Origin of the sequence: Pseudomonas sp. P9_35 (assembly GCF_034008205.1) — a bacterium.
Lineage (GTDB): Bacteria > Pseudomonadota > Gammaproteobacteria > Pseudomonadales > Pseudomonadaceae > Aquipseudomonas > Aquipseudomonas kilonensis.
Window position 1 is genome coordinate 4,062,150 of the sequence record NZ_CP125373.1, and the last position, 24,328, is coordinate 4,086,477.

21 protein-coding genes are annotated in these 24,328 nt (G+C 56.5%); 15 read left to right on the plus strand and 6 right to left on the minus strand.

Translation table 11 applies throughout. The features are described from left to right. The first annotated feature begins 35 nt into the window (after nt 1-35). The 11 genes from QMK47_RS17680 (at nt 36) to QMK47_RS17730 (ending at nt 13,361) form a co-directional block, all read left to right on the plus strand. Nucleotides 36-2,135 carry a chemotaxis protein CheA gene (locus tag QMK47_RS17680; RefSeq protein ID WP_320388889.1) on the plus strand — a complete coding sequence of 700 codons (2,100 nt, stop codon included), beginning with the start codon at nt 36-38 and terminating at the stop codon, nt 2,133-2,135. Between the two features lie 33 nt (nt 2,136-2,168). Beyond that, nucleotides 2,169-3,827 carry a methyl-accepting chemotaxis protein gene (locus QMK47_RS17685; RefSeq protein WP_320388891.1) on the plus strand — a complete coding sequence of 553 codons (1,659 nt, stop codon included), beginning with the start codon at nt 2,169-2,171 and terminating at the stop codon, nt 3,825-3,827. Between the two features lie 39 nt (nt 3,828-3,866). Next, the gene (locus tag QMK47_RS17690; protein WP_253475946.1) at nt 3,867-4,403 is read left to right on the plus strand and encodes a chemotaxis protein CheW; all 537 of its coding nucleotides are present in this window, start codon (nt 3,867-3,869) and stop codon (nt 4,401-4,403) included. After that, nucleotides 4,400-5,236, plus strand: coding sequence for a CheR family methyltransferase (locus tag QMK47_RS17695; RefSeq protein WP_214511960.1), 837 nt, complete (start codon nt 4,400-4,402; stop codon nt 5,234-5,236). The genes QMK47_RS17690 and QMK47_RS17695 overlap by 4 nt, the downstream gene beginning before the upstream one ends. After that, a complete protein-coding gene (gene cheD / locus QMK47_RS17700) occupies nt 5,233-5,730 on the plus strand; it encodes a chemoreceptor glutamine deamidase CheD (RefSeq protein ID WP_214511959.1) in 498 nt (165 codons plus the stop codon). The genes QMK47_RS17695 and cheD overlap by 4 nt, the downstream gene beginning before the upstream one ends. 2 nt (nt 5,731-5,732) lie before the next feature. Then, entirely contained in the window at nt 5,733-6,806 is a 1,074-nt protein-coding gene (locus tag QMK47_RS17705; RefSeq protein ID WP_214511958.1) for a protein-glutamate methylesterase/protein-glutamine glutaminase, read from the plus strand. A 1,122-nt stretch (nt 6,807-7,928) separates the two neighbouring features. Beyond that, nucleotides 7,929-9,677 (plus strand): ABC transporter permease, encoded by a 1,749-nt coding sequence (locus tag QMK47_RS17710; RefSeq protein WP_413817733.1) that lies wholly within the window; start codon nt 7,929-7,931, stop codon nt 9,675-9,677. 11 nt (nt 9,678-9,688) lie between these two features. Beyond that, a complete protein-coding gene (locus QMK47_RS17715; protein WP_320388894.1) occupies nt 9,689-10,993 on the plus strand; it encodes a nitrate/sulfonate/bicarbonate ABC transporter ATP-binding protein in 1,305 nt (434 codons plus the stop codon). A 46-nt stretch (nt 10,994-11,039) separates the two neighbouring features. Continuing rightward, nucleotides 11,040-12,116 carry a sensor histidine kinase gene (locus QMK47_RS17720; protein ID WP_320388896.1) on the plus strand — a complete coding sequence of 359 codons (1,077 nt, stop codon included), beginning with the start codon at nt 11,040-11,042 and terminating at the stop codon, nt 12,114-12,116. Further along, nucleotides 12,103-12,741 (plus strand): response regulator transcription factor, encoded by a 639-nt coding sequence (locus tag QMK47_RS17725; protein WP_320388897.1) that lies wholly within the window; start codon nt 12,103-12,105, stop codon nt 12,739-12,741. Before QMK47_RS17720 ends, QMK47_RS17725 begins: the two co-directional genes overlap by 14 nt. Before the next feature lie 77 nt (nt 12,742-12,818). Beyond that, nucleotides 12,819-13,361 carry a hypothetical protein gene (locus tag QMK47_RS17730; protein WP_320388899.1) on the plus strand — a complete coding sequence of 181 codons (543 nt, stop codon included), beginning with the start codon at nt 12,819-12,821 and terminating at the stop codon, nt 13,359-13,361. Between the two features lie 147 nt (nt 13,362-13,508). Here the strand turns inward: QMK47_RS17730 and QMK47_RS17735 are convergent, their stop codons facing one another. Together QMK47_RS17735 and QMK47_RS17740 are read right to left on the minus strand one after the other, a co-directional pair. Then, a complete protein-coding gene (locus QMK47_RS17735; protein WP_413817734.1) occupies nt 13,509-13,706 on the minus strand; it encodes an antitoxin Xre/MbcA/ParS toxin-binding domain-containing protein in 198 nt (65 codons plus the stop codon). Between the two features lie 223 nt (nt 13,707-13,929). Beyond that, nucleotides 13,930-14,847: a DMT family transporter gene (locus QMK47_RS17740; RefSeq protein WP_320388900.1), complete on the minus strand. Its 918-nt coding sequence runs from the start codon at nt 14,845-14,847 to the stop codon at nt 13,930-13,932. A 102-nt stretch (nt 14,848-14,949) separates the two neighbouring features. Between QMK47_RS17740 and QMK47_RS17745 the strand changes: the two genes are divergently transcribed. Then, nucleotides 14,950-15,816 carry a LysR family transcriptional regulator gene (locus tag QMK47_RS17745; protein ID WP_320388902.1) on the plus strand — a complete coding sequence of 289 codons (867 nt, stop codon included), beginning with the start codon at nt 14,950-14,952 and terminating at the stop codon, nt 15,814-15,816. Nucleotides 15,817-15,929: 113 nt separating this feature from the next. Next, complete coding sequence (locus QMK47_RS17750) at nt 15,930-16,451, plus strand: HIT family protein (RefSeq protein ID WP_320388904.1); 522 nt, start codon at nt 15,930-15,932, stop codon at nt 16,449-16,451. Here QMK47_RS17750 and QMK47_RS17755 read toward each other — a convergent pair. Beyond that, complete coding sequence (locus QMK47_RS17755; protein ID WP_320388905.1) at nt 16,405-17,076, minus strand: DUF2268 domain-containing putative Zn-dependent protease; 672 nt, start codon at nt 17,074-17,076, stop codon at nt 16,405-16,407. The two genes, QMK47_RS17750 and QMK47_RS17755, sit on opposite strands and share 47 nt — an antisense overlap. A gap of 288 nt (nt 17,077-17,364) precedes the next feature. Between QMK47_RS17755 and QMK47_RS17760 the strand changes: the two genes are divergently transcribed. Next, complete coding sequence (locus QMK47_RS17760; RefSeq protein WP_018601122.1) at nt 17,365-17,637, plus strand: hypothetical protein; 273 nt, start codon at nt 17,365-17,367, stop codon at nt 17,635-17,637. A gap of 378 nt (nt 17,638-18,015) precedes the next feature. Here the strand turns inward: QMK47_RS17760 and QMK47_RS17765 are convergent, their stop codons facing one another. After that, nucleotides 18,016-19,299: a hypothetical protein gene (locus tag QMK47_RS17765; RefSeq protein ID WP_320388907.1), complete on the minus strand. Its 1,284-nt coding sequence runs from the start codon at nt 19,297-19,299 to the stop codon at nt 18,016-18,018. Nucleotides 19,300-20,127: 828 nt separating this feature from the next. Between QMK47_RS17765 and QMK47_RS17770 the strand changes: the two genes are divergently transcribed. Next, nucleotides 20,128-22,173 (plus strand): P-loop ATPase, Sll1717 family, encoded by a 2,046-nt coding sequence (locus QMK47_RS17770; protein ID WP_320388908.1) that lies wholly within the window; start codon nt 20,128-20,130, stop codon nt 22,171-22,173. A gap of 216 nt (nt 22,174-22,389) precedes the next feature. Here QMK47_RS17770 and QMK47_RS17775 read toward each other — a convergent pair whose 3' ends face one another. Both QMK47_RS17775 and QMK47_RS17780 read right to left on the minus strand, forming a co-directional pair. After that, a complete protein-coding gene (locus tag QMK47_RS17775) occupies nt 22,390-23,229 on the minus strand; it encodes a hypothetical protein (RefSeq protein WP_320388909.1) in 840 nt (279 codons plus the stop codon). Next, nucleotides 23,213-24,283, minus strand: a complete 1,071-nt coding sequence (locus QMK47_RS17780; RefSeq protein ID WP_320388910.1) for a DGQHR domain-containing protein — start codon at nt 24,281-24,283, stop codon at nt 23,213-23,215. Before QMK47_RS17780 ends, QMK47_RS17775 begins: the two co-directional genes overlap by 17 nt. Between the last annotated feature and the right edge of the window lie 45 nt (nt 24,284-24,328).

Sequence of the window (24,328 nt, forward strand, 5' to 3'; positions counted from 1 at the left end):
GTTGCAAGACGTCGGACACGACAAAGGATATGAGCGTGAGCATCAATCTCGATCAGGCACAACAGACCTTCATCGTCGAGGCACGGGAACAGTTGCAGGCGATGGAAGAGTCGCTGCTGCAACTGGAAACCGACCCCGGTGACGATGACGCCATTGGCGCGATCTTCCGGGCGGCGCACACGATCAAGGGTTCGGCCGGATTGTTCGGCCTGGAGCCGATTGTCAGCTTCACCCACATCGTCGAAGACGTGCTCGATCGCCTGCGCAACGGCAGCGTCGAGGTGGACGCCGGCCTGATCGCGGTGCTGCTCAAGTCCAGCGATCACATGCTGGAACTGATCAACGTGGCCGCCAACCAGGGCGGAGCGCTACCGCCACCGGCCCTGCAACGGGAAGTGGAACTGTGCCAGATCCTGCAGGAGTACCAGGCGCCCTCGCCCGCTGCGGCCCCGACGCCAGCCCCTGAAACCAACACCCGCGAACCCGGCGAAACGCGCCTCTGGCACATCTCCCTGCGCTTCGGCCAGGACGTGTTCCGCAACGGCATGGACCCGCTGTCGTTCCTGCGCTATCTGCAAACCCTGGGTGACATCGTCGACCTCACCACCCTGATCGACGCCCTGCCCGCCGCCGACGCCTGGGACGCCGAATCCTGCTACCTGGGCTTCGACATCGAATTTCGCTCGACCGCCAGCCACGGGGCGATCAACGAAGTATTCGATTTCGTCCGCGAAGATTGCGAGATCGAGATCGTTGCCCTGGATGACGACATCGCCCCCGCGGCAAACACTGGCCTGGTTGCCACGTCGCCGGAACCGGCCGAGGAAAACACCGCACTGGTCACCACCGGCGAGTTGCTGTCCGACCAGCGCAAGACCCCGCGCGTGCCCGCCCAGATCGCCAGCGACAAACAAGCGGTGACCAGCGACAAGGCCAAGGACGGCACCTATGTGCGGGTCAATGCCGACAAGCTCGACGAGTTGATCAACCTCGTGGGCGAACTGGTCATCGCCAGTGCCGGCGCCAGCCTGCTGGCCCGCACCTGCAACAACGATCCATTGCAGGAATCCACTTCGACGGTGTCGTCATTGGTGGAGGAAATCCTCGACGGTGCCCTGCGCCTGCGCATGATCCCCATCGGCGAAACCTTCAACCGCTTCCGCCGGGTGGTGCGCGATGTCAGCCAGGAACTGGGCAAGGACATCGACCTGATCATCAGCGGTGCGGAGACCGAGCTGGACAAGACCGTGGTGGAAAAAATCGGCGACCCGCTCATGCACTTGCTGCGCAACGCCATGGACCACGGCATTGAAACCGCCGAGGCACGCCTGGCCGCCGGTAAGCCGGCCAAGGGGCATCTGCACCTCAACGCCTATCACGACTCGGGCAGCATCGTGCTGGAAATCGCCGACGATGGCGCCGGCCTGAACCGCGACCGGATCCTGGAAAAAGCCCAGGAACGTGGCCTGGTGACACCCGGCGCAAGCCCGACCGACCAGGAAATCTACAACCTGATCTTCGAACCTGGCTTCTCCACCGCCCAGGCCGTGACCAACCTTTCGGGGCGTGGCGTGGGCATGGACGTGGTCAAGCGCAACATCACCCTGCTGCGCGGCACCGTCGACCTGGACAGCCAGCCCGGCAAGGGCACCGTGGTGCGCATCCGCCTGCCGCTGACCCTGGCGATCATCAATGGTTTTCTGGTGGGCATCGGTCAGTCGACCTATGTCATTCCGCTGGACATGGTCCAGGAATGCATCGAGCTGAGCGAAGACGATGGGCTCGCCAGCCGCGAACAAGGCTACCTCGACCTGCGCGGCGAGGTGCTGCCGCTGGTCTACCTGCGCGATCACTTCAGCCACGAAGGCCCGGCCGCGCGCCGGCAGAACGTGGTGGTGGTGCGCTACGCCGAACTCAAGGCCGGGCTGGTGGTGGATGATTTGCTAGGTGAATTCCAGACCGTGATCAAACCGCTGGGCAAGCTGTTTGGCGCCCTTCGCGGCATCAGTGGCTCGACCATCCTGGGCAGTGGCGCCGTGGCGTTGATTCTCGACGTGCCGGCGCTGCTCACCCAGATCACCCAAGTGGAAAACCGCTACACACCGACTCAATTCCAACAAGCCAACGCTCGCTGACGCTTTAGCAATTCCATGGAGAGGTACTTCCCAATGAAATGGTTCTACGATCTTAGAATCGCCACCAAACTGATCACTTCATTTCTTGTGGTGCTGGCGCTGACAGCCGTCATGGGGGTGTTCTCGATCATCCAACTGGGCCAGGTGAACGGCACCACCATTGAGATCCGGGAAAACTGGATGCCTTCGATGCGTGCGGCGTCGGGCATGCGCTTCTACGGGGCGAACTATCGCCTCAAGGAAAACCGCCATATTACCGCTGACTCCGAGCAAGAGCGCGCCACCACCGAGCAAGAAGCCGACGAGGCCAAGAAAGCCTTTGAAACGCGCCTGGCGACCTACGAAAAACTGCTGTCCAACGCCGAAGACCGTCAACTGTTCGAAACCACCCGCAATGACTGGAACGCCTACCTCGCGGTGAGCAAGGACCTGCTTGCACTGTCTCGGCAAAACCTGACCGAACAAGCCCATGCCCTGCTCAAAGGCGAGTCCAAGCGTCGATTCGACCTGGTAACCAGCGACCTGCAAAAGCTGGTGGAACTCAATGATGTCGGGGCCGGTGCGGCCAGCGAACGTGGTACGGCACTGTTTGAAAACGCACGCCTGTCGATCATTGTCGCGCTGGTTGCCGCCCTGCTGGTGGGCCTGGGCCTGGCGCTGTTCATTTCGCGGATCATCTCCCGCCCATTGAAACAGGCCGCGACCGTCGCCGAGCAATTGGCCGAAGGCAACCTGAACGCCAAAATCGAGAGTGGCTCCAAGGACGAAACCGGCATGGTGCTCAACGCCATGCAGAACATGGTCGGCAAGCTCTCGCACATCATCGGTGAAGTGCGCAACGCGGCGGACAACCTGGCCAGCGCCTCCGAAGAAGTCAGCGCCACCGCGCAATCGATGAGCCAGGCCACCAGCGAACAGGCGGCCAGCGTCGAGGAAACCAGCGCCTCCATCGAGCAGATGAGCGCCAGCATCAACCAGAACACCGAGAACGCCAAGGTCACCGACGGCATGGCCAGCAAGGCCGCCAAGGAAGCCACCGACGGCGGCGAATCGGTGCAGCAGACCGTGGTGGCGATGAAGAAAATCGCCCAACGCATCAGCATCATCGACGACATCGCCTACCAGACCAACCTGCTGGCGCTCAACGCTGCCATCGAGGCCGCCCGCGCCGGTGAACACGGCAAAGGTTTCGCGGTGGTCGCCGCCGAAGTACGCAAGCTGGCCGAACGCAGCCAGGTGGCCGCCCAGGAAATCGGCGAGCTGTCGTCCAGCAGCGTCGACATGGCCGAGAAGGCCGGGAACCTGCTCAACGAGATGGTCCCGTCGATCAACAAGACCTCGGACCTGGTGCAGGAAATCAGCGCCGCCTCCGAAGAACAGGCCGCCGGTGTGGCGCAGATCAACACCGCCATGACCCAGCTCAACCAGGTGACCCAGCAAAACGCCTCCAGCAGCGAAGAACTGGCCGCTACCGCCGAGGAAATGAGCAGCCAGGCCGAGCAACTGCAGCAGGCCATGAGTTTCTTCACCTTGGACACGCCGCCCAAATCCGCCGTCCAGGTCGCTCGGGTCGACAACACCCCCGGCCCGTCCAGCCGCAAACCGGCCCGGACTCCGGCACCGGTCATGCCCAAGGCGTTTGCCTACAACATGGCCAGCGCCCCGGACGAATCGGAATTCACCCGGTTCTGATGGCCCGGATCCACTGGCTTGCTTAAAGGAGAAAAAGCAATGGGCGCCATCGCGACCACCCGTCAAACCGCCATCGCGGTCGAGGAAGAAGCGCAATACCTGACGTTCATGCTCGGCACGGAGATGTTTGCCATCGGCATCCTGTGCATCAAGGAAATCATCGAATACGGCAACCTGACCGTGGTGCCGATGATGCCGGCCTTCGTACGCGGGGTGATCAACCTGCGTGGCGCGGTCGTGCCGGTGGTGGACCTGTCGGCCCGTTTCGGCCGGCCGAATTCGGCGATCAGCCGCCGCAGCTGCGTGGTGATCATCGAGGCGGCCAGCGCCGACGGCCAGGCCCAGGACATTGGCCTGCTGGTGGATACGGTGTCGGCGGTGCTGGAAATCCCGGCCTCGCAGATCGAGCCGCCACCGAGCTTCGGCGCGAAGATCCGTGCCGACTTCATCAGTGGCATGGCCAAGGTCGATGGCAAGTTCGTCATCGTATTGGAAGTGGGCCGCGTGCTGTCCATCGACGAGATGTCCCAACTCGCAGAAACCAGCCCGAGCGCGCTGGAAGTGGATGCCCCGTGAACGCCGATAGCTGCAAGGAACGCACGGTCAATTCACTGGCGCTCACTGACCGAGAGTTCGGTCAGTTCCAGTCCTGGCTGTACCAGGCCGCCGGCATCAGCCTGTCAGAGGCCAAGAAAGCCCTGGTGGCCGGGCGTTTGTTCAAGCGCCTCAAGCACTATGGGCTGGACAGCTATGGCGAGTATTTCAAGCTGATCATGAACGGCCAGCGCACCGATGAGTTGCAGGTGGCGCTGGACCTGTTGACGACCAACGAGACCTACTTTTTCCGCGAGCCCAAGCATTTCGATTTCCTGCGCCAACACGTGCTGCCCCACGCGACACCGGGCAAGACCTTTCGCCTGTGGAGCGCGGCCAGTTCATCGGGGGAAGAGCCCTACAGCCTGGCCATGACCCTGGCCGAAGGGCTGGGCACCACGCCCTGGGAAGTCATCGGTTCGGACATCAGCAGCCAGGTGCTGGCCAAGGCGCGCGCCGGGCATTACCCGATGGAACGCGCCCGCACCCTGCCCCAGCCGCTGCTGGTGAAATATTGCCTCAAGGGCACCGGCAGCCAGCAAGGCACGTTCCTCATCGACCGGGCATTGCGCAACCGGGTCAATTTCATCCAGGTCAACCTCAACGACACCCTGCCGGAGCTGGGGGAGTTCGATGTGATCTTCCTGCGCAACGTCATGATCTATTTCGACCAGCCCACCAAAAGCAAAGTGGTTGCCCGCTTGTTCCCCCGGCTCAAGCCCGGCGGGTATTTCATCATCAGCCACTCGGAGAGCCTCAACGGTGTGTCCGACGCATTGAAACTGGTGGCGCCATCGATTTACCGCAAACCATGAACGCCGCCATCAGGGAAGTGGCCGAGGTGTACCTGGCGCCCGGGGAGTTTCGTTTCGCCACCTGCCCGACGCGCCTGCGCACGATCCTCGGTTCTTGCGTGGCGATCACGCTGTGGCATCCGGAACGCAGGATCGGCGCCATGTGCCATTTCATGTTGCCCAGTCGGGTGCGCTGCTCCACCGCACTGAACGGCCTCTATGCCGACGAAGCCATCGAACTGTTCATCCGCCAGGCCCGGGCCCACCACACCGAACCCGAGGATTACCAACTCAAGTTGTTCGGCGGCGGCGAGATGTTCCCCGAGCTGCAACGCCACGTGCCCTACGGCGATGTGGCGCGGCTGAACGTCAACGCTGCGCTGGAAATTGCCGCCCTCTATCGCCTCGACCTGATCGCCCAGGACATGGGCAGCACTGGCCACCGCAGCATCATCTTCGACCTTTGCAGCGGCGATGTGTGGGTCAGGCACCAACCTATAAGGACCCGGCACTGACTATGTCAAAAAAGATCAATGTACTGCTGGTGGATGACTCTGCCGTGGTTCGCCAGGTGTTGCTGGCGATCCTCAGCGACACACCGGACATCCACGTCATGGGCGCGGCGTCCGACCCGATTTTCGCCATGGACAAACTGGCCAAGGAATGGCCCGACGTAATCGTGCTGGACGTGGAAATGCCGCGCATGGACGGCATCACGTTCCTGAAAAAAATCATGAGCGAGCGCCCCACACCGGTGGTGATCTGCTCATCCCTGACGCCCCGGGGCGCGGAAACCACCTTGCAGGCGATGGCCGCCGGCGCGGTGGAAATCATCACCAAGCCCACCACCGGCCTGAAGAATTTTCTGTTGGAGTCGGCGCCGGAACTGGTGTCGGCAATCCGTGCCGCCGCCCAGGTCAACGTGCGCAACCTGGGCAAGCGCCCTGCCCCGACCGCGCTGACGCCCGCGACCAAACTCACCGCCGACGCCATGCTGCCCGCCGCCAACGGCCACGCCATGGCGCAGACCACCGAACGCATCGTCGCCCTGGGCACCTCCACCGGCGGCACCCAGGCCCTGGAAGCGGTGCTCACCGCTCTACCGCGAGTGTGCCCGGGCATCGTCATCGTCCAGCACATGCCGGAAAAATTCACCGCCTCGTTCGCCGCACGGCTCAACAGCCTGTGCCAGATCGAAGTGCGCGAGGCCCGCAACAACGACCGCATCCACCCGGGCCTGGCGCTCATCGCACCGGGCGGCAAGCACATGATGGTGACCCGCAGCGGCGCGTTCTATCACGTGCAGGTGGTGGACGGCCCACTGGTCAACCGCCATCGCCCTTCGGTGGATGTGCTGTTCCGCTCCGTAGCCAAATTCGCCGGCCGCAACGCCACCGGCATCATCATGACCGGCATGGGCGACGACGGCGCCCGCGGCCTGAAGGAAATGCTCGACGCCGGCAGCACCACCGTGGCCCAGGACGAAGCCAGCTGCGTGGTCTTCGGCATGCCCAAGGAAGCGATCAAGCTCAATGCTGCGCAACGGGTGATGGGGTTGCAGGAGATTGCGCAGGTGATTTTGCACAAGTAACAAGGCCAGATCACAACCCCGTGGCGAGGGAGCTTGCTCCCGCTGGGCTGCGCAGCAGCCCCAAATGCTAGACCGAGGTGCGGCCGTTAGGGCCGCTTCGCGCCCCAGCGGGAGCAAGCTCCCTCGCCACAAAAGCCATTGAGTGCTGTTGAGCTTGCATCAGTGCCCCCTCACCACAAAGCAATCAAAACAACACCGCTCCCACAGTGGGCTTGTCGCCACAGAGGCTTCAGCAGCATGTGCCTATACGGGTGAAATCGTCGCCAGCACGCCAATCAAAAGGGTCAGTGCCAAAAAACCACCCAAGAAAATCGCCATCTTCGCCATGAGCACTCCTGGACCAAAAAATTGCAGTACACGGGCCGTCCGATAGGTAAACACTGATCGACCGAGGCGTGAGCGTTTAGGGCCGCTGCGCGCCCCAGCGGGAGCAAGCTCCCTCGCCACAAAAGCCATTGAGTGCTGTTGAGCTTGCATCAGTGCCCCTCACCACAAAGCAATCAAAACAACACCCCGGGCTCTATGTGGGAGCGAGCTTGCTCGCGATAGCGGTGGGTCAGCTTGCATCCATGTTGAATGGGCCGCCGCCATCGCGAGCAAGCTCGCTCCCACAGTGGAGTTGTGGCAGGGATGAATTCCTCGCCACAGAGGCTTCAGCAGCATGTGCCTATACCGGCGAAATCGTCGCCAGCACGCCGATCAACAGGGTCAGTGCCAAAAACCCACCCAAAAAAATCGCCATCTTCGCCATGAGCACTCCTGGACCAAAAAATTGCAGTACACGGGCCGTCCGATAGGCAAACCGCGTGGTTATTCTGGGGTGGGGGCCGGGTTCATGACAGAGGCACCTGACGCAGGAAAATACGGATCAGACGAACGCCCTCCCGCCCTCGTCGCGCAACTTTCAATAGGCGACAAATACGGCGAAGTTCTCTCTCCCAAGGGAAACGGATATACCAAAGTATATTTTCATGTCCCAAGTCAGCGTGGTCTTCAGCCCAGGCAGCACTTAATCTTGCCGGGCATTTAACGCCCCCGTTCAAGTGCGCTTCAACTTCATGACATCCAATGATCGCAAGTGTGGTCGCAGCCCTGGTTTTCAAAGAGTAATAGAGGTGACCCATGCGCCCTTCTTTCCTTGCACCTGTATTGACGCCCTTCAAAAACCGGGAGCAACTTCCTGCTAATTCCTGGCGGGCCGATATCGCGCTGTTGGGCCTCCTGGTGCTCTTGGCGGCCTTTGTATTCCATGGCCTGGATCAAATGAACCAGCCTCTCGGCGTGCTTGACTCTTCGCCGCTGTCCCTTGAGCTGGTGCACCTGCCGGAATATACCTTGCGCACGACTTTGCGCATGTTCATTGCCTTGTTCGCTTCGTTTGTTTTTTCCTTGGTCGTCGCCACGTTGGCCGCCAAAAGCCGCAAGGCTGCAATCGTTATCCTGCCCGCCTTGGATATTCTCCAATCGGTGCCAGTCCTTGGCTTTCTTACGTTTACCGTTGTGTTCTTCATGGGACTTTTCCCGGGCAAGGAAACCGGTGTGGAGTGCGCGGCTATCTTCGCCATCTTCACCAGTCAAGTCTGGAACATGACCTTCAGTTTCTATCAATCGCTGAGAACCGTGCCCAACGATCTTTACGAGGTCAGCCGACAGTTCGCGTTTTCGCCATGGCAACGCTTCATCAGGCTGGAACTGCCCTTCGCCACGCCGGGCCTGGTGTGGAACATGATGATGTCGATGTCCGGCGGCTGGTTTTTCGTGGTCGCGTCCGAGGCCATCACCGTCGGCGACACCACCGTCAGCCTGCCGGGGATCGGCTCATGGCTGGCGCTGGCGATCGAGCAGCAAAACATTGCCGCGATTGCTTGGGCGGTGCTGGCCATGGTCGCGGTGATCATTGCCTATGACCTGCTGTTTTTCCGGCCAATCGTCGCCTGGGCGGACAAATTCCGCTTCGAGCAGACCGCCTCCCAGAAACGCCCACGGTCGAGGGTCTACGACCTGCTGCGCTCGACGCGCCTGGTGCCCTTGGTGCTGCTGACGCTGGGCAGCATCAAGGCCTCGTTATTCCTGGAGAAACTCCCCCGGCTGCCGTCCATCCGCTTCACGGCCAGTGCCCGCGTCAGCCGCGCAGCCGACCGGGTCTGGCTCGCCCTGGTCGCCGCTGCCTGCATCGCCGGCATCCTGCAGTTGTCGCAGTTCATCGGCAGCACGTTAGGTTGGGAGGACGTGGCCAGTACGTTTGGCCTGGGCCTGATCACCCTGGTGCGAGTCAGCGTGCTGATCGTGCTGGCCAGCGTGGTGTGGGTGCCCATCGGCGTCTGGATCGGCTTGAACCCGCGCTGGGCCGAGCGCCTGCAACCCATCGCGCAGTTACTGGCAGCCTTCCCGGCCAACGTGCTGTTTCCGTTCGCGGTGATCGCCATCGTCGCACTGAAACTCAACCCCGATGTCTGGCTTTCGCCGCTGATGATCCTGGGCACCCAGTGGTACATCCTGTTCAACGTGATTGCCGGCGCCAGCGCCCTGCCGACCGATTTGCGAGAAGCGGCGCGCAGCTTCCACATACACGGCTGGCAGTGGTGGCGCCAAGTCGCGCTGCCGGGCGTTTTCCCTTACTACGTCACCGGCGCCCTCACGGCAGCGGGTGGCTCATGGAACGCCAGCATCGTCGCCGAGGCGGTGTCCTGGGGCGACCACCATTTGTACGCGTCCGGCTTGGGCGCCTTCATCGCCCAGGCGACCACGGCCGGGGATCTGCATCGGGTGGCGCTGGGCATCGTGGTCATGTCGATTTTCGTGGTGGGCTTCAACCGGTTGCTGTGGCGCCCGCTGTACGGTTTCGCCGAGCGTCGGCTTCGAATTGATTGAGGGGTGATCCAATGCAAGTGATGGACAAACGCTGCCTCGTGGATGTGCAGCAAGTCGGCCACGTCTACGGCACGGCTGGCGGCGCCGAGCGCCGGGTTCTGGACAATGTCTGCATGCGCCTGGACGAGGGTGAAATCGTCGGCCTGCTCGGGCGCTCGGGCTCCGGTAAATCGACCTTGCTACGCTCCATCGCCGGCCTGATTTCGCCCACCACCGGCGTGGTGGATTTTCCAAGCAATGCCCAAGGGCTGGCGAGCTCGGTGCGCATGGTGTTCCAGAGCTTTGCCCTGTTCCCCTGGCTGACGGTGCTGCAAAACGTCGAGGTCGGCCTCGAGGCCCTCGGCGTGGTGGCACCTGAGCGACGTCGGCGGGCGCTGGCCGCCATCGACATGATCGGCCTCGATGGCTTCGAAAGCGCCTTCCCCAAAGAGCTGTCAGGCGGTATGCGCCAGCGCGTCGGCCTGGCCCGCGCGTTGGTGGTCAACCCGGATGTGTTGTTGATGGACGAGCCGTTTTCCGCGCTGGACGTGCTGACCGCCGAAACGCTGCGCACCGACCTGCTGGACTTGTGGCGCGAGGGGCGCATGCCGATCAGGTCGATCCTGATGGTCACCCACAACATCGAAGAAGCCGTGCTGATGTGTGACCGGATTCTGATTTTCTCCTCCAACCCGGGGCGGGTCATGAGCGAGATCAGCGTGGACCTCAGCCAGCCGCGCAATCGCGCCGACCCGGCGTTCCAAGCCCTGGTCGAGCACATTTACGTGCAGATGGCCGGCGGCGTGAATGCCGGCTCCGCACGCCAGGAAACCTTTGCCGGCAGCGGTGTGGGCATGGTCCTGCCGTCGATTTCCAGCAATGCCCTGGCCGGGCTGATCGAAGCGGTGCAGGACCAGCCGTTTGCCGGCCAAGCGGACTTGCGCGAGCTCGCCAGTGCATTGCGCTACACCGCCAGTGACCTTTTGCCGGTCGCCGAAGTGCTGCAACTCATGCGCCTGGCCGACCTGCAGGACGGCCACATCACCCTCCTGCCGGCCGGGCAGCGCTATGCCGATTCAGCGGTGGATGAGCGCAAGCAACTGTTTGCCCGGCACCTGCTCAAATATGTCCCGTTGGTGGGCCACGTGCGCCGGGTGCTGGACGACCGCCCTACCCGCACCGCACCGGCCAGGCGTTTCCGTGACCAACTGGAAGATTTCATGTCCGAGCACGACGCCGCCATTACCCTGGACTGTGTCACGCAATGGGGCCGCTACGCCGAGTTGTTCGCCTACGACGAAGTGGCCGATCAGTTCAGCCTGGACAATCCATCCTGAGACGCTGCGGTATAAACTGCGTGGATCAGGCCTGGTCGTTGGAGCAATGCGCGATGGACATTCAATGAGAAGAACGGCGTTGACCCTGCGTCTACTGCTTCTGCTGGGATTGGCCCTGGGCATCGCGGCAATCGACACCGTCACCGACCTGGAGATCGCGGTCGGGGTCTTCCAGATCGTGGTGGTGCTGATCGCCGTGAGAATCCTGCCGGCACGCGCCGTGGCCGGGGTCTCGGTCCTCTGCATGGTCCTGACGATCCTCAGCTATCGCTTCACACGTTTCGGCGACACAGAGGCCGGGCTGATCAACGTGCTGATCAGCCTCGCGGCCATCGCCGGCACCACGTACCTGGCGCTGCGTCTCTCGGCCGCCGTGCGCACGGTGCATCAGACCCGCGCCCACCTGGCGCACATCGCCCGCATCAACATGCTCGGCGAACTCGCCGCCTCGATTGCCCACGAAGTCAACCAACCGCTGGCCGCCGTTGCCGCCAGCGGCAGTGCCAGCCTGCGCTGGATGGCCACCGAGCCGCCCAACCTGCCCAAGGCCCGGCAGGCGGTGGAGCGGATCATCGCCGACACCCATCGAGCCAGCGACATCATTGCCCGGCTGCGCGGCATGGCCCGGCATCAAGCGCCGACGAAGCAGTGGCTGAACGTCGCCGACACGGTCCATGCCGCGCTGCGATTGTTGGCCGGAGAGCTGAACGAGCAGAACATCACCTTGCGCGTACAGGTCCAGGACGGGCTGCCGCCGATGCTGGCGGATGAAGTGCAAATCCAACAAGTGATCCTGAACCTGGCGATGAACGCGCTCGACGCCATGCGCCAGGTTGACGTCGACCAGCGGATTCTGCAGTTTCAGGTGACGCTTGAGTCGCCCCAGCAACTGCTCTTTTCGGTGTCCGACCAGGGCAACGGCTTGTCGGCAAGCGACCGGGAACGGGTATTCGATGCGTTCTACAGCACCAAGCAGGACGGCATGGGAATGGGCTTGGCTATCAGTCGCTCGATCATCGAGGCCCATGACGGGCGGATCTGGGCCGCCAGCAATCCACCGTCCGGCTCGACGTTTCACTTCACCCTGCCAGCCGTTACAAGGGAATCCGATGAGCCAAACTGACGTTCATGACCGGGCCGATTCGATGATCTACATCGTCGACGACGACCACTCGGTGCGTGCCTCACTGCAAGACCTGCTGGCCTCCGTGGGCCTGGCAAGCATGGCATTCGGCTCGGCCCGCGAGTTCATCGACGCCGAGCGGCCGGACGTCCCGGCGTGCCTGATTCTGGATGTGCGCATGCCGGGCTTGAATGGACTGGACTTCCAGCAGGAAATGGCCCGCTTGAACATCCTGGTCCCGGTGGTGTTCATCACCGCCCATGGCGACATCCCCATGTCTGTCAAAGCCATGAAGGCCGGGGCGCTGGAGTTCCTGACCAAGCCATTTCGCGAACAGGACCTGCTCGATGCCATCACCCAGGGCCTGAACCGCGACCAGGAACGGCGCAAAAACGCAGCGAGTATGGACGCGTTGAAACGCCGGCATGACACCCTGACTGACGGCGAACGCGAGGTGATGGACTTGGTCGTGTCAGGGCTGCTGAACAAGCAGGTGGCCGGCCAACTGGGTTTGAGCGAAGTGACCGTGAAAGTGCGCCGCGGGTCGTTGATGCGCAAGATGAATGCGGACTCGTTGGCAACGCTGGTGAAGATGTCGGAAAAACTCAAAGAGGTAAATCGCTAACGGTCCTCGATCACGGCTATCATTGCCGCTCGCCCTTCTGACAGGCGATGTCGCAGGCCACCCTCAAGGATCCAGGTATGACTTTTCTGCCGTCACGCTCCACCCTCTTCGTCTCCAGCCTCCTGCTCAGCGCCCTGTGCTTTGCCGAAGGCGAGCCAACCGACGGCAGCCTCATCAAGGACTCGACCAAGGCAGCCGTTTCAACGTTCATTACCGCCGGCAAAAACCTGCTCGGCGGCGTCAGTGAAGGCGTGCTCGATGGCCGCGAATCGGCCCAAGGCACCGATGGCGCCGCGATCATTTCCTCCAGCGAGCAAATGAAAGACCGCATCGCCGTTGAAGTGTTGAAGCTCGAACCCGGCGACGACAACGTCAGCATCACCCTCGGCTTCAAGAACAGCACCGACACCCAACTGCGCGTGGTCAACCTCGGCCAGACCGGCGTACTGCTGGCCATTGACCAGGCAGGTTACTCCAACCGCCTCACCGGCCTGGGCAACCCGGACGAAGTCACCATTCCGCCGAAGACCGCCGTGCGCCAGAAGTTTGTTTTTGAAGGCATGAACGAGGCGGTCAGCACGGTACGGGTGTGGGGGCAGGATTATCCGGTCAAGAAATAATGCACCCGCTCGTTCGGACGATCGTTCCCACGCAGAGCGTGAAGAACGATCGTTCAAAGTTGTAGGCATAACGCAACCTGTGGCGAGGGGATTTATCCCCGCTGGGCTGCGCAGCAGCCCCAAAAAACGCGCAGCAGAACAAAGGATTCATTGATAAACCCCAAGCTCAACCCGGGTCAGGTAATCCTCTACTACCTGAAAGCCCGGCGGGTTATCGATCAGCTCCAATGGCACCTGCCCGTCCAGGTACATGCAGGGTTTTCTCAACCAGTCTTCAGCCAACTGCTGGCTGCCGAAAACATTGGCGGCGTGTTCCAAGGCCTTGGCGTATGGGGCTCCAGGCATCGATCTGTCCTCACGATATAGAACCAAGCTGAGCGCGCCGGATGCGACGCTGAGCACTGAGACAATCCAGATCGTAAGGCTGGTACTTCCGAAGGCCAACCCTAAAAAGTTGTCAGAGACTTCTGTGATTTATCCCAAAGCGATCGCCTGTCTGTAGGACGGTGTTCCATGGCACTCCGTGTGGCGACAACATCCAACGTCATTGCCTACACCCACAACAGAATCAACCGACTTTCGCCCCACTCCCCGGCTCAAGCCTCAACGCCAGCACGCTCACCAACACAATCACCGCCCCCACAATAACCATCGCTGACGGACGCTCGGCCAGCACCAGAGAAGCCATCAACATCGCCGTGGGCGGTATTAGGTAAAGCGCCATGGAAGCGCGGCTCACGTTGCTGTGCGCCAGCACGTAAGCCCAAGCCAGGTACGCCAACGCACTGGGAAAAATACCGAGAACCAATACCGCCAAATTCACCGAAGCCGAAGCCTCTCGCGCCGCGCTCAACATCCCCGGCGCAAAAATGCACAACAGAATCGTGCCCGACCAAACGGTGTAGCAAACCACGGTCAAACCGTCATAACGATGGGCATGGCGCTTCTGCAAAGCGAAATACAAACTCCAGGACAGCGCCGCCAACAGGATCAAGAGTCCATGGGCGTCCATGTCACCCAAGCCACGATCCCCCGCGACGACCACGCCAGCGCCAAGCAAGCCGCACAGCACGCAACCCCACTGCCACCCGCTGACTCGGTCCTTGAAGAAAAAATGCGCCAGCAGCGTGCTGAACAACGGCGTGGACTGGGCCAGCACACTGGCCGCCCCGGCGCTGACGCCCCGTTGGCCATAATTGAGGGCGATGTGGTGCAGGCTGACGGCAAAGAAACCCAACACCGCCAGCAACGGCAAATCCCTGAGACGCGGCCAGGAAATACCCTTCACCATTGCAACGAGGGCCATGAACACTGACGCGATGAGAAACCGCACCAACGCCAGTTGACCGGGTTCGTAAGCCTGCAGGCCAATGCGAATACCAATCGGCGAATAGGCCCAGCAAACGATCACCAACAGCGTCGCCAGGATAACTTTCACACCGGTTTTGCCGGAGGAACCTTCAACCAGCGCAAAACGCGTTTCCATCTAAAGTTCCTGCTCACTGGCCGATTTGCCTCGAAGTATCGAAACCACCCCACCTCAGCACAAGTGACTTAAACTCAACCAATCATTCACTTCTGGTGAGCTATGGAACTGTCCCAACTGCGCATGCTCAAGACAGTCTGCGACACCGGCAGCATCGCCCGCGCCGCCGACGTGCTGCACTGCGTGCCGTCCAACATCACTGCACGCCTCAAGTCCCTGGAACGAGAGCTCGGCACGCCGCTGTTTTTTCGCGAAGGTCGCGGGCTGCAAGTCAGCCCGGCAGGCGAAGTGTTTCTGGAGTACGCGACAAAAATACTGAGCCTGACGGAAGAAGCCCGCCGCGCAGTCGCCCCCACCCGCGCACCGAGCGGCCCACTGCGCATAGGCGCCATCGAGTCCAGCGCCACCGGGCGCCTGCCTCAGTTGCTCGCCAAATACCACGCGCAGTATCCGCAAGTGTCACTGGAACTGAGCACCGGAACCTGGGCGCAGTTGCTGGACGATATCCAGCATCACCGGCTCGATGGCGTGATCGTAGCGGTAGACATCGAACGGCCTGGACTCAAGCGAGCCGTGATGTACCGCGAAGACCTGGTGCTCATCGCCTCCGAGTCCCACGGCCCGCTGCGCAGCGCCGCCGATTTGCAAGGCAAAGCGATCTTCATGTGGCCCACGGGCTGTCCGTACCGCTTGGCGCTGGAACAGTGGCTGCTGCGTCATGACCAAGTGCAACCGATCACCAGCATCGCCAGTTATGGCGCCATCGTTGGTTGTGTCAGCGCGGGTGCCGGCGTCTCGCTGGTGCCCCGGGGGATCTATAAGCAATACCGCCAGAGCGCTGGTTGGACAGGGTATGAGTTTCCCGAGCTGACGGGCATCGATAACCTTTTCTACTGGCATGAAAACGCTGGGAAGCATCCTGCCAGAGAGGCGTTTTTGACGATGCTGCAAACGGAGTTCGAGGGCTAGTTGCAGCACTCTCCCCTGTGGCGAGGGAGCTTGCTCCCGCTGGGCTGCGAAGCAGACCCAATACCCGATCATCCTGATAAACGAAGATTCCAATCATTAACAAGGAGTCCGCTTTGGAATTACTCCCCCACTTCATCCTCCACGAAACCACCCATTGGATAGTCAACCACCACCTGGCATCCGCCCTGCCCGGCTACCTCATGCTCGGCTCCAAACACCACGTTAACTCACTGGCCCAATTGCCCGGACCTGCACTCGCAGAGCTGGGCAGCCTGATGGCAAACATCCAGAGCGTTCTTGAAACACAACTGAACCCCAAATGGCTTTACATCAGCCGATTCGGCCACGATCCCCGCTACCCCATCCACTTCCATTTCATCCCGGTGTACGACTGGGTCGAGGCACTATTCTGGAAAGATGCGCGGTACAGGCTGCTGGAGACCTTTGGGGCTCAAGAAAACGCCCAGACATTGACCGATGGCGCGGAGCTGACATTGTTCATCTGGCGTGAATTTGGTGAGAGCCCGACGCCACCAGCAATCCAAGGGCCCTCTATCAGCCAGGTAATTGAAAAGTTGCGGCAAGCGTTCAGGACTCAGCCAACACCAAACCTTCCTCCAGCGCATTGGCCATGATGTCTGCTGCTGGTGCGTTGACCCAGGTCGAAATATCAGTTTCGCCCCTCGACGCAAGCCAACGTCCGACCATTTGATAGCCCAACGAGTAACCAAGCCATTTGGGTTTGTCGCCAAAACCAAAGAACCACTCGTTGTGATCGTAATACCTCGACTCGAGAATTTGCAGTCCAACCGGTGAGCGTAATAGATCGGCAGATGCGATGGCACGCTCCCAAGGCTCCGGATCAGTACCAAGCACATGCCGAACAAACTGACCGGCAAGCCCTTCGCTGACCAACGCCTCGCCTAATGTCCAACCATAACCAGGGCCGCCCATGCGCAGGCAATGGTGAACCTCATGAACAACCTGTCGACGCAGTGCGCCGGTGCGTAGGCTGGAAAAGAAATTCGGATTGTCGGGATCAAGGGTCATGGTAAACATGGAGCTGCGATACGCCCGTCCTACCAGGCCCATCTCCGGAATGGTTTCGCCCGGTAGCCGCTGAATCAGGACATCGAGTCGCGGCGGGGGCATCAGGCGAGCAATAGCCTTGTAAGCGGCGTCAAACTCATCAACCAGCTCGCGGCGAAACTCGGCAAGACTCCCCGAGGCCTCCAGCCAGTGCAGCGTCCATTTCTCCATTTCCCCTCTCCTTTATTAATCAAAGCACCTGGCTCGATGACTCCGGGCCGCTCGCGACGGTAGATCCCCGCCGGGCAACTGTCCAGTGTCGATCAGGTTTGACTGCGCCTCTTTCTGCCCGGTTATCTCTGGCAAAAAACTGTCTCGATTCCTACAAGGCTCTCGGAAGCAGGTGTCTTGCTCGTCAAACCTGGTGAAATCTATAGTCATTCCCATCGCCGCAGAATGGCGATCAGGTTTGGCGACCTGCGTATTGGATTAGCCCTTTAAATTAATTGGAGTAATCCCATGCAAAGATACACACCCATCACCGGCATCGACTGCACTCCCGCTTCCCTGCTTATCGACACCCAAGCCCCGCTTGACGTACTACACGCCACGGCTGATTACCGCATCCGTGTGGTGACTCAGGTATTGGAGAACATTGCGTTTCGCTCTGAAATCACCAGCGATACGGTTGTGCTTTCGGACTTTGCACAGCTTTTGGTGATTCCGTTGCGGGATGGGTGCGATTTGCTGGAGGTGATTGGTCGGCGGCTTCAGGCTCAGGTTGAAAGCTGATGGAACGACGGGCGCCTAAAAGCGCCCGTTTTACATAACTAGAAGTGGTAGCTACACCGCGCCTCAAATCTGGCCACCTAGTTTAAAGGTCCCTGCCGGCAGAGATCGGCCAAAAGCGGCATTTACGGGCTGAGCAATCAAGCCAAGTCAACCATAGACACATTGTGTTGCCACTGATGCCTGATTGACCCGGCTACTGAAATTTTGCTGACCCCGGCCTCTACTTCATAAAGCATTAGCAGGTCTGGCATTGAGCTTGTTGCTGATGGGGCAGCGTTATGTCGGTATCAGCGTAAATATTGCGTCAGCGGCAAAAGTTGAGACGTCCCATTCAAGAAAATATGTTGATTTACTTCTATCGGTCGCTATCGAAGGCAGTCATCTCCAGCCAGTTTGGGCTGAGTCTAAAATTACATCTACGCACTTTTTAGCATTATAAATGATAGTGCGGTCTGAGGTAATATCTCCAATCTCTTCTATTGAATGCCCAATTGTCACCAAAAAAGATTCATGGAGTGCGTCTTCAAATGACTGCTCACTTTGCTGACTTGCCACGTCTCTAAGCATGTCCATCCCCATCTTATCATCGCAAAGCTCGCGTCGAGAATTGCTCATGACTTGGCGTAGATAAAAGAGGCTGAATAGTTCCTCCTGCGAAGACGCCATCTTGGCAGCGATTGCCACTAACGAAACAACTGTACTGTTTGATTCTCTGGAGTTGTCTAGCGATAGGAAATTTTTGATACTCTCGTTCAGGACGTAGCCAATAGAGGTGGTATTCATGCCTCGATTGCTGAGTTCGAGATGCAGGAGTCCGGATGCGAATATTAGCGACTCTAAGGTCGCGACATTATTCATTAAGCCTATAACTTTATTCCTCTCTATATAATCGGTGCGAATCCTTATAATCGTCTTGGCGAAGTAGCTACTGGTTTCTCGCCTAACTTGCTCACTTGAAGTAGTTTTGTCGCTGAGAATATCGCCTAAAAAGTTAAATGCGGAGTTTACAGTTTTCATGGTACGAATAGAGCCTATCATCGTATCCTTTTCTATACGCTCGAAAATAGACTCAACTGAAGCATCGCTCTTCGGCGGCTGTGCCTGCTCATCAGGGACAACCGCCTCACCTATAATTTGACTATTTTCAATCAGTTGTGCTTCCGCGTCCTGCTCTATTGCAATGCCGCTAGCTGCAACTTGATTTTCTAGTATAGGTTGAACGGATGCTGCAATACTTGGCAAAACTTCTTGAGCGGAGGTGTTTTGCGAAGCCGCTGCAACCCTAATGTGCCTATCAATTTTCTTGAAAATCGAAATAAGGTCGTTGAGGGAGGGTTGAGTAAAGGATATTACTTTCTGGTCATTTATATATAGCGTTACGGAGGTGAATCCTTTTTTCGCAAAAACGTCCGGTTTTTTGCTAAGGCTAAAGTAAAAGGGGTCCGTGAAGCTCTCCTTGCCAATAATTGCCTCTTCTGTAACGATTAATCCGTTCTTTGAATTTCCGAATACGGTATCGTCTATCAATACCACAATATCATCGTAATTTAGATCTTCAGCATAGGATAAAATCGCATTCCTCGCCTTATCTCGTGGAATTCGCGGCTTAATGTAGATTTTGTCAGCTTTTCCTATTTCGCCGATAGACTCTAAAATTGACATGTAATACCTATCTCCCTTGGATACTGATAAGCTCACTGAACTTCTAAGTTGCGCAGCGCTGAAACGCCTTACCATTTAATCTGAATCTGCGGGCGTAGCGGTCGCGAGCGGACTTTGCTGCATTGGTTGGGCTGATGAGCACCGTAAGATCCCAAAAACACGATTAAACGGCTGTATCGGCTGCCCATCAAAAAACTGAAGAAGCGCATCATGATGATAGGCTCCTTTTCTCAGAGCCCAGCGGGCGAGGCAGCCTATCCGTAGCAGATGATAGCTTCAGGCCGGCAGTTGGCAGGGGCTTTGTCAGATTCACATAGTACAGATTGCGACGCATGGAATCGTTCACAATCCCCCCCACGCAAAGCCCCCTAGACTCCCTACAAGAAGCCCGACTGCTCCGTGCGCGAACTTGGCTGAGGAGGCTGCTGAATTCCACGTAGATGCGAATTTCGTCGTCTTTGATTACTCCGAAGATCCCGAAGAAGCCGTCATCTGTGAGAGACCGCTTTGGGTCGATTGCAGCCCTTCGCAACAGGGCAGCAAACGCCCCAATACGGTCATTCGCGAAAGGTAAAAAGCAGCCCATAGCGGACGCTCGACGTGGGTGGAAGATATGATAGTTCGGAAGAGCGTGTCGTCAAAAAGGAGTCTCAAGACGGTCAGTTTATGCACGAGACCGATGGAGTCGGTGAGGAGATCAGTCCTTGCTTCCAACCAATAATCGTTCGCGAATGGATATTTCATCGATTTAAGCTAATCTACGTTGCGAAGCGTTAGCGCGACTCACCCCCTTTATATACGTCTCTGATAAGCACAAGGATATTACCTTTGGCTAAAGTTCAGTTACCTAAAGATGCTTTGCAACGAGTAAAACTGGGCCAGGCTTTTGCGGAGTACGATATAATAAGGAGCGATCATGAACTATTCGTAACTACGCCGGCGACTCTCTCTGCGCTAAATCCGGATAGCTCCAACTGCTTTTTTGTAGGTCGACGCGGCGCCGGGAAAACCGCAATTACATTTGAAGTAAAGCGACGTTTCCCCCGAGCCATCAATATTGTGCCACAGATATTTGATCTATTGCGACTTCCATTAGAGCAGCAGTTATTTTTAGACACAAGGCAGCGTCCTTTCAAATCACTAATGCACTCGATGGAAAGGGCTTTGATTGATGAGGTGATCAAAATATGGGTAATGGAAGGACGTGTAAGTTTTGATAAGGCACCAGACACTATACGACGAGAAAGAGGCTTGATAGAGGATTGTGATTTTGATCAGCGCATCTTGAATTTGACCGAAGAGATTTTTGATGCATATACCAAAGATAATGATAAGTTATGGCTGCGCCAGATAAGCCGAAGCAAAAACCTGCTGGCGGAAATTAATCAGATTTCATTTTCTTCACCAATTAGCTACATCATCTTAATTGATCGTCTAGATGAGTCCTGGGATGGTTCTGGCTCAGCCATCATATGCCTCATGGCATTGATGCATGCCACGGTGAGACTAATCGCGTCAACTCCGCACGTAAAACCCTACGTCTTCATACGCGAAAACATTTATGACAGAATTCGCTCGCTCGATAATGAGTTTGCGAGGCTTGAGACGTCAGTCGTTTTTCTTGACTGGTCTTCTGAAAAACTTACTGAGCTTGTAGAGCGTCGATTGGTAAAACCTTTTACTACCAAGCCAAAACTAGGAGGAGAGGCATGGAATTGTTTTTTCGAGGAGGAAGATTCAAAGACTAGCGTACCCGCGGTCATGAGCCTTTGTCAGCATCGACCTCGGGATGTGCTAATGCTAACTAGCTATGCAATTGACTCAGCTATTAATCACGGCAATCAGAAGGTCAGAGACGCCGATATGGATGTCGCCTCCAAACGCTATAGCACGAGTAGACTCAAGGATTTAGGAGATGAGTATGCTGAGAATTATCCAAATATCAGTTTAATCTTAGAGTACTTTTTTGGCTTAGGTAATGAGTACACCCTAGTCGCAATTGAAGACTTTATTCAAAAATTGCTGGTTACGGAGTCTATTAACAAATACTGCAACGGTTGGTTTTACGACTACACGACACCTTTTCGATTTGTCGAGGTCTTGTATGGGATCGGCTTTCTTGGTATTCGACGAAAAAAAACTGTCGAGTATAAAGAGTCTGGAAAAGATTCAAATGCCAAGCCGTCATTTGATAACAGCTCCACTTTCTATATTCACCCTACCTACCACGAAGCATTGAACCTTCAACCACTGCTGCTGAAGGATTTGCGTGACGAAACGCAGCTTAAGAATGAAGGCATTCTAGAGGAGCTACCCGACACCTTTAATTTGGATGACTATAAAGGCGCCTTGCAGGACACATTAGATAACTTGAGGACTTTGCCCAAGGGGCCGGCGGGGGCGACTGGATTTGAAGAAATCGTAGGCAATATAATCAAGCTATGTTTCTTTCGGTCTTTGACGAATGTTCAACCGCACGAGCGAAGTCACGATGGCGCCTCAATACGTGATTGGATAGCATCCAACCGTGCGCCTGACGGTTTTTGGGAAGTCATAAGAAATAAATACGGTTCTACCCAAGTCGTATGGGAGTGCAAAAACTACGAAGACCTAAGCGCAAGTGATTTTCATCAGATCAATTACTACCTAAATGACACATTTGGACGATTTGGCATCATTGCTTTCCGTGGTGAAGAAGTAAAGAACAGCTACTATCGTCACATTTCCAATATAATAAACCGAAATAAATCAGGACTAGTCGTGTTGTTGACTCAGAAAGATTTGGAGGTTTTTCTGCGCCAAGCAATCAAGGGTGCATTCAAGGAATCACATTTACAAGATAGATATGATCAAACGATCCGCCAGATTTCATAAAAAGCAGAGGAGAGAGCGGTATCTAAACTGGTGCAAATATTTGACATTCCAGCCGGTTGCTCTCGGCCGCTCTCTGAATCACCCCTAATTTCCGAGACGCGTGGAGTGACCGCTAGTAGCTAGGGCGGCAGTCGACACAAAGCTGCCTTTCACGAGGGTAGCTAACGGCCAAAAGCAGACGGAAAGGTCCACCTCAGGAAACTTAGAAAGGGTATCCTATTGGTTGCGAAACAGTTCTAAAAACGGATCGTATGTGCCAAATTTTCCAGTGCTCAATAGTGAGTTCAGGGTTTGGTTTTGGCTTGATAGGAACGGGTCTTTAAAATTAAGTCGAGATGACAGCTCCGATCGAACTTTTTTGAGCAGGTACAGCGGAGTTGCGATGCAACTGTGTTGATCAAGAAACAGAAATACACCGGTTGAATCCCGGACGTATTCCTCAATCCATTTAGCCAGCCCCTCATCCGACAAAATCGTACTTTCAAAGAAGTCAAATGTGGGCTCTGAGAAGGTTGGATGTCGATAGTGGACAGCTTCTCTTGAGCTCATCATGAACTCCAATACACTTCCACCCTGGATAGTGTTGCTTAGTAATAAATCACCTACACCTACAACCTTTTCAAAAATGTAGATCGTAGTTTTGTGATCCCCCCTCGTGTCTTGACCGTTAAATTTTTTGCCGGTTTGTCTGGACGGTTTTTGCCCAGGTTCTATTTTTAAAATGTATATTTCACCTTTGCATTTTATCATGCCAAATCCACGAGCTCCAAAGAGGACTCTCAGAAAATAAAAAGAGGCATAATAAAGTTTAACAATTGCCCAGGACTGATGGCCATCAGAAATCGAAGCTAATGCTTCAAGTAAAGAAATGACGCCTTTATAAAGAGTATTACCAGAATCTTCTCTAAGCGCATTCTCAAATTTCAGAAGATCATTCTGCGCAATCACAAAGCTTTCGAGATTTGCTTTATATGTCGAAAGCTCCTTATGATTTGTACAGCCAATGGATAATTCAACTAACTGTTGTAGTTTGAAGCGTTCAGAATTGATAGTCATCGTGGCGCAGCAACGAGTTAAGTAAATTGCTTTCCAAGAGGTCTTTGATTGCCTTACGGGCAGTTTTTCCGTCTTTCCCCTTGAGTTCTTCCCACGTAACAATACCATCACGATCAAGACCAATGAAGTCTTTCATTACTGGAATAGCGAACGACCCTTTTTCAGCGCAGCGCTTGATGAGAGAGTCAAGGAAAAAATCCATAGCACCATTGAAACCGGCCGCTTTTAGGAACGGGTTTTTGGAAGCCGAGCTCCAAGCTTTAGCTTCGGTATAATAATCGCGAATAACAGTGAAAAAGTTGGATATGGCAGCTTTTTGCTTGTCAAACTCTTTGAGTTTGTACGTATAAAACGTTCCTTTTTTTGGCGTCAAGTGGTCTTTTAGTGCACTCACGAAAGTCGATAACTCTATATTTCCTTGGCCTCTAGGAGCTCCTGGGAACTTAATGAGATTATACAATGGAGAGTCAGGGTCGTCGTTCAGATCTCTGGCCAGATCAGTCGCGCGATTGATGGCATGGTTTTCATCACTCACCACATCCCCGAACAAGTCATAAACCAAACTCTTAGGTACAGGCTTTTGCTCAGTATTAATATTCAAGAAAATTCTAGCAGCATCAGGTGTTGTGAGCCCAATACACATAGTAACCAAGAGTTCCGAGTCACCAACTTTTGAATCTATTTCAATCGCCGTTTCCAATCCAGCCAACCTATGCTGGCCATCAAGGACTTGCGCCGCATGTGGTACCAATGGAATTGAAATGGAGCCCTTACTGAACGAAGGGCTAAAGTTTTCATCAGTCCAATTTATAATAAAAGAATTAAAGAAAGTATTCCCATCAAGTATATATGAGCGTATGCCATTAATTCTTCTTATGCTCAGAGGTCTCTGTACCGCACCTTCCTCTAGATCTTTTCCTCGCACTGCTACGTAATGGAGCGACAAAAGATCTCTAGCGCTCATCGCGAACGTAAAAGCGGGGATAGCTCCAAAAGTTGTTTTTAAACAAGGTGCATCGTGAGTTGCGTATTTCGCTTTAACTACCTTTGCCATAGATGATATCCCTGTAAAACGGCAATTTTGGAAAGCTTTTTGCCA

Bases quoted from the DNA above. Each gene is read 5' to 3' on its own strand.
- QMK47_RS17685 (WP_320388891.1), top strand. From the start codon at position 2,169: ATGAAATGGTTCTACGATCTTAGAATCGCCACCAAACTGATCACTTCA.
- QMK47_RS17690 (WP_253475946.1), top strand. From the start codon at position 3,867: ATGGGCGCCATCGCGACCACCCGTCAAACCGCCATCGCGGTCGAGGAA.
- cheD (WP_214511959.1), top strand. From the start codon at position 5,233: ATGAACGCCGCCATCAGGGAAGTGGCCGAGGTGTACCTGGCGCCCGGG.
- QMK47_RS17705 (WP_214511958.1), top strand. From the start codon at position 5,733: ATGTCAAAAAAGATCAATGTACTGCTGGTGGATGACTCTGCCGTGGTT.
- QMK47_RS17710 (WP_413817733.1), top strand. From the start codon at position 7,929: ATGCGCCCTTCTTTCCTTGCACCTGTATTGACGCCCTTCAAAAACCGG.
- QMK47_RS17715 (WP_320388894.1), top strand. From the start codon at position 9,689: ATGCAAGTGATGGACAAACGCTGCCTCGTGGATGTGCAGCAAGTCGGC.
- QMK47_RS17720 (WP_320388896.1), top strand. From the start codon at position 11,040: ATGCGCGATGGACATTCAATGAGAAGAACGGCGTTGACCCTGCGTCTA.
- QMK47_RS17725 (WP_320388897.1), top strand. From the start codon at position 12,103: ATGAGCCAAACTGACGTTCATGACCGGGCCGATTCGATGATCTACATC.
- QMK47_RS17730 (WP_320388899.1), top strand. From the start codon at position 12,819: ATGACTTTTCTGCCGTCACGCTCCACCCTCTTCGTCTCCAGCCTCCTG.
- QMK47_RS17735 (WP_413817734.1), bottom strand. From the start codon at position 13,706: ATGCCTGGAGCCCCATACGCCAAGGCCTTGGAACACGCCGCCAATGTT.
- QMK47_RS17740 (WP_320388900.1), bottom strand. From the start codon at position 14,847: ATGGAAACGCGTTTTGCGCTGGTTGAAGGTTCCTCCGGCAAAACCGGT.
- QMK47_RS17745 (WP_320388902.1), top strand. From the start codon at position 14,950: ATGGAACTGTCCCAACTGCGCATGCTCAAGACAGTCTGCGACACCGGC.
- QMK47_RS17755 (WP_320388905.1), bottom strand. From the start codon at position 17,076: ATGGAGAAATGGACGCTGCACTGGCTGGAGGCCTCGGGGAGTCTTGCC.
- QMK47_RS17760 (WP_018601122.1), top strand. From the start codon at position 17,365: ATGCAAAGATACACACCCATCACCGGCATCGACTGCACTCCCGCTTCC.
- QMK47_RS17765 (WP_320388907.1), bottom strand. From the start codon at position 19,299: ATGTCAATTTTAGAGTCTATCGGCGAAATAGGAAAAGCTGACAAAATC.
- QMK47_RS17775 (WP_320388909.1), bottom strand. From the start codon at position 23,229: ATGACTATCAATTCTGAACGCTTCAAACTACAACAGTTAGTTGAATTA.
- QMK47_RS17780 (WP_320388910.1), bottom strand. From the start codon at position 24,283: ATGGCAAAGGTAGTTAAAGCGAAATACGCAACTCACGATGCACCTTGT.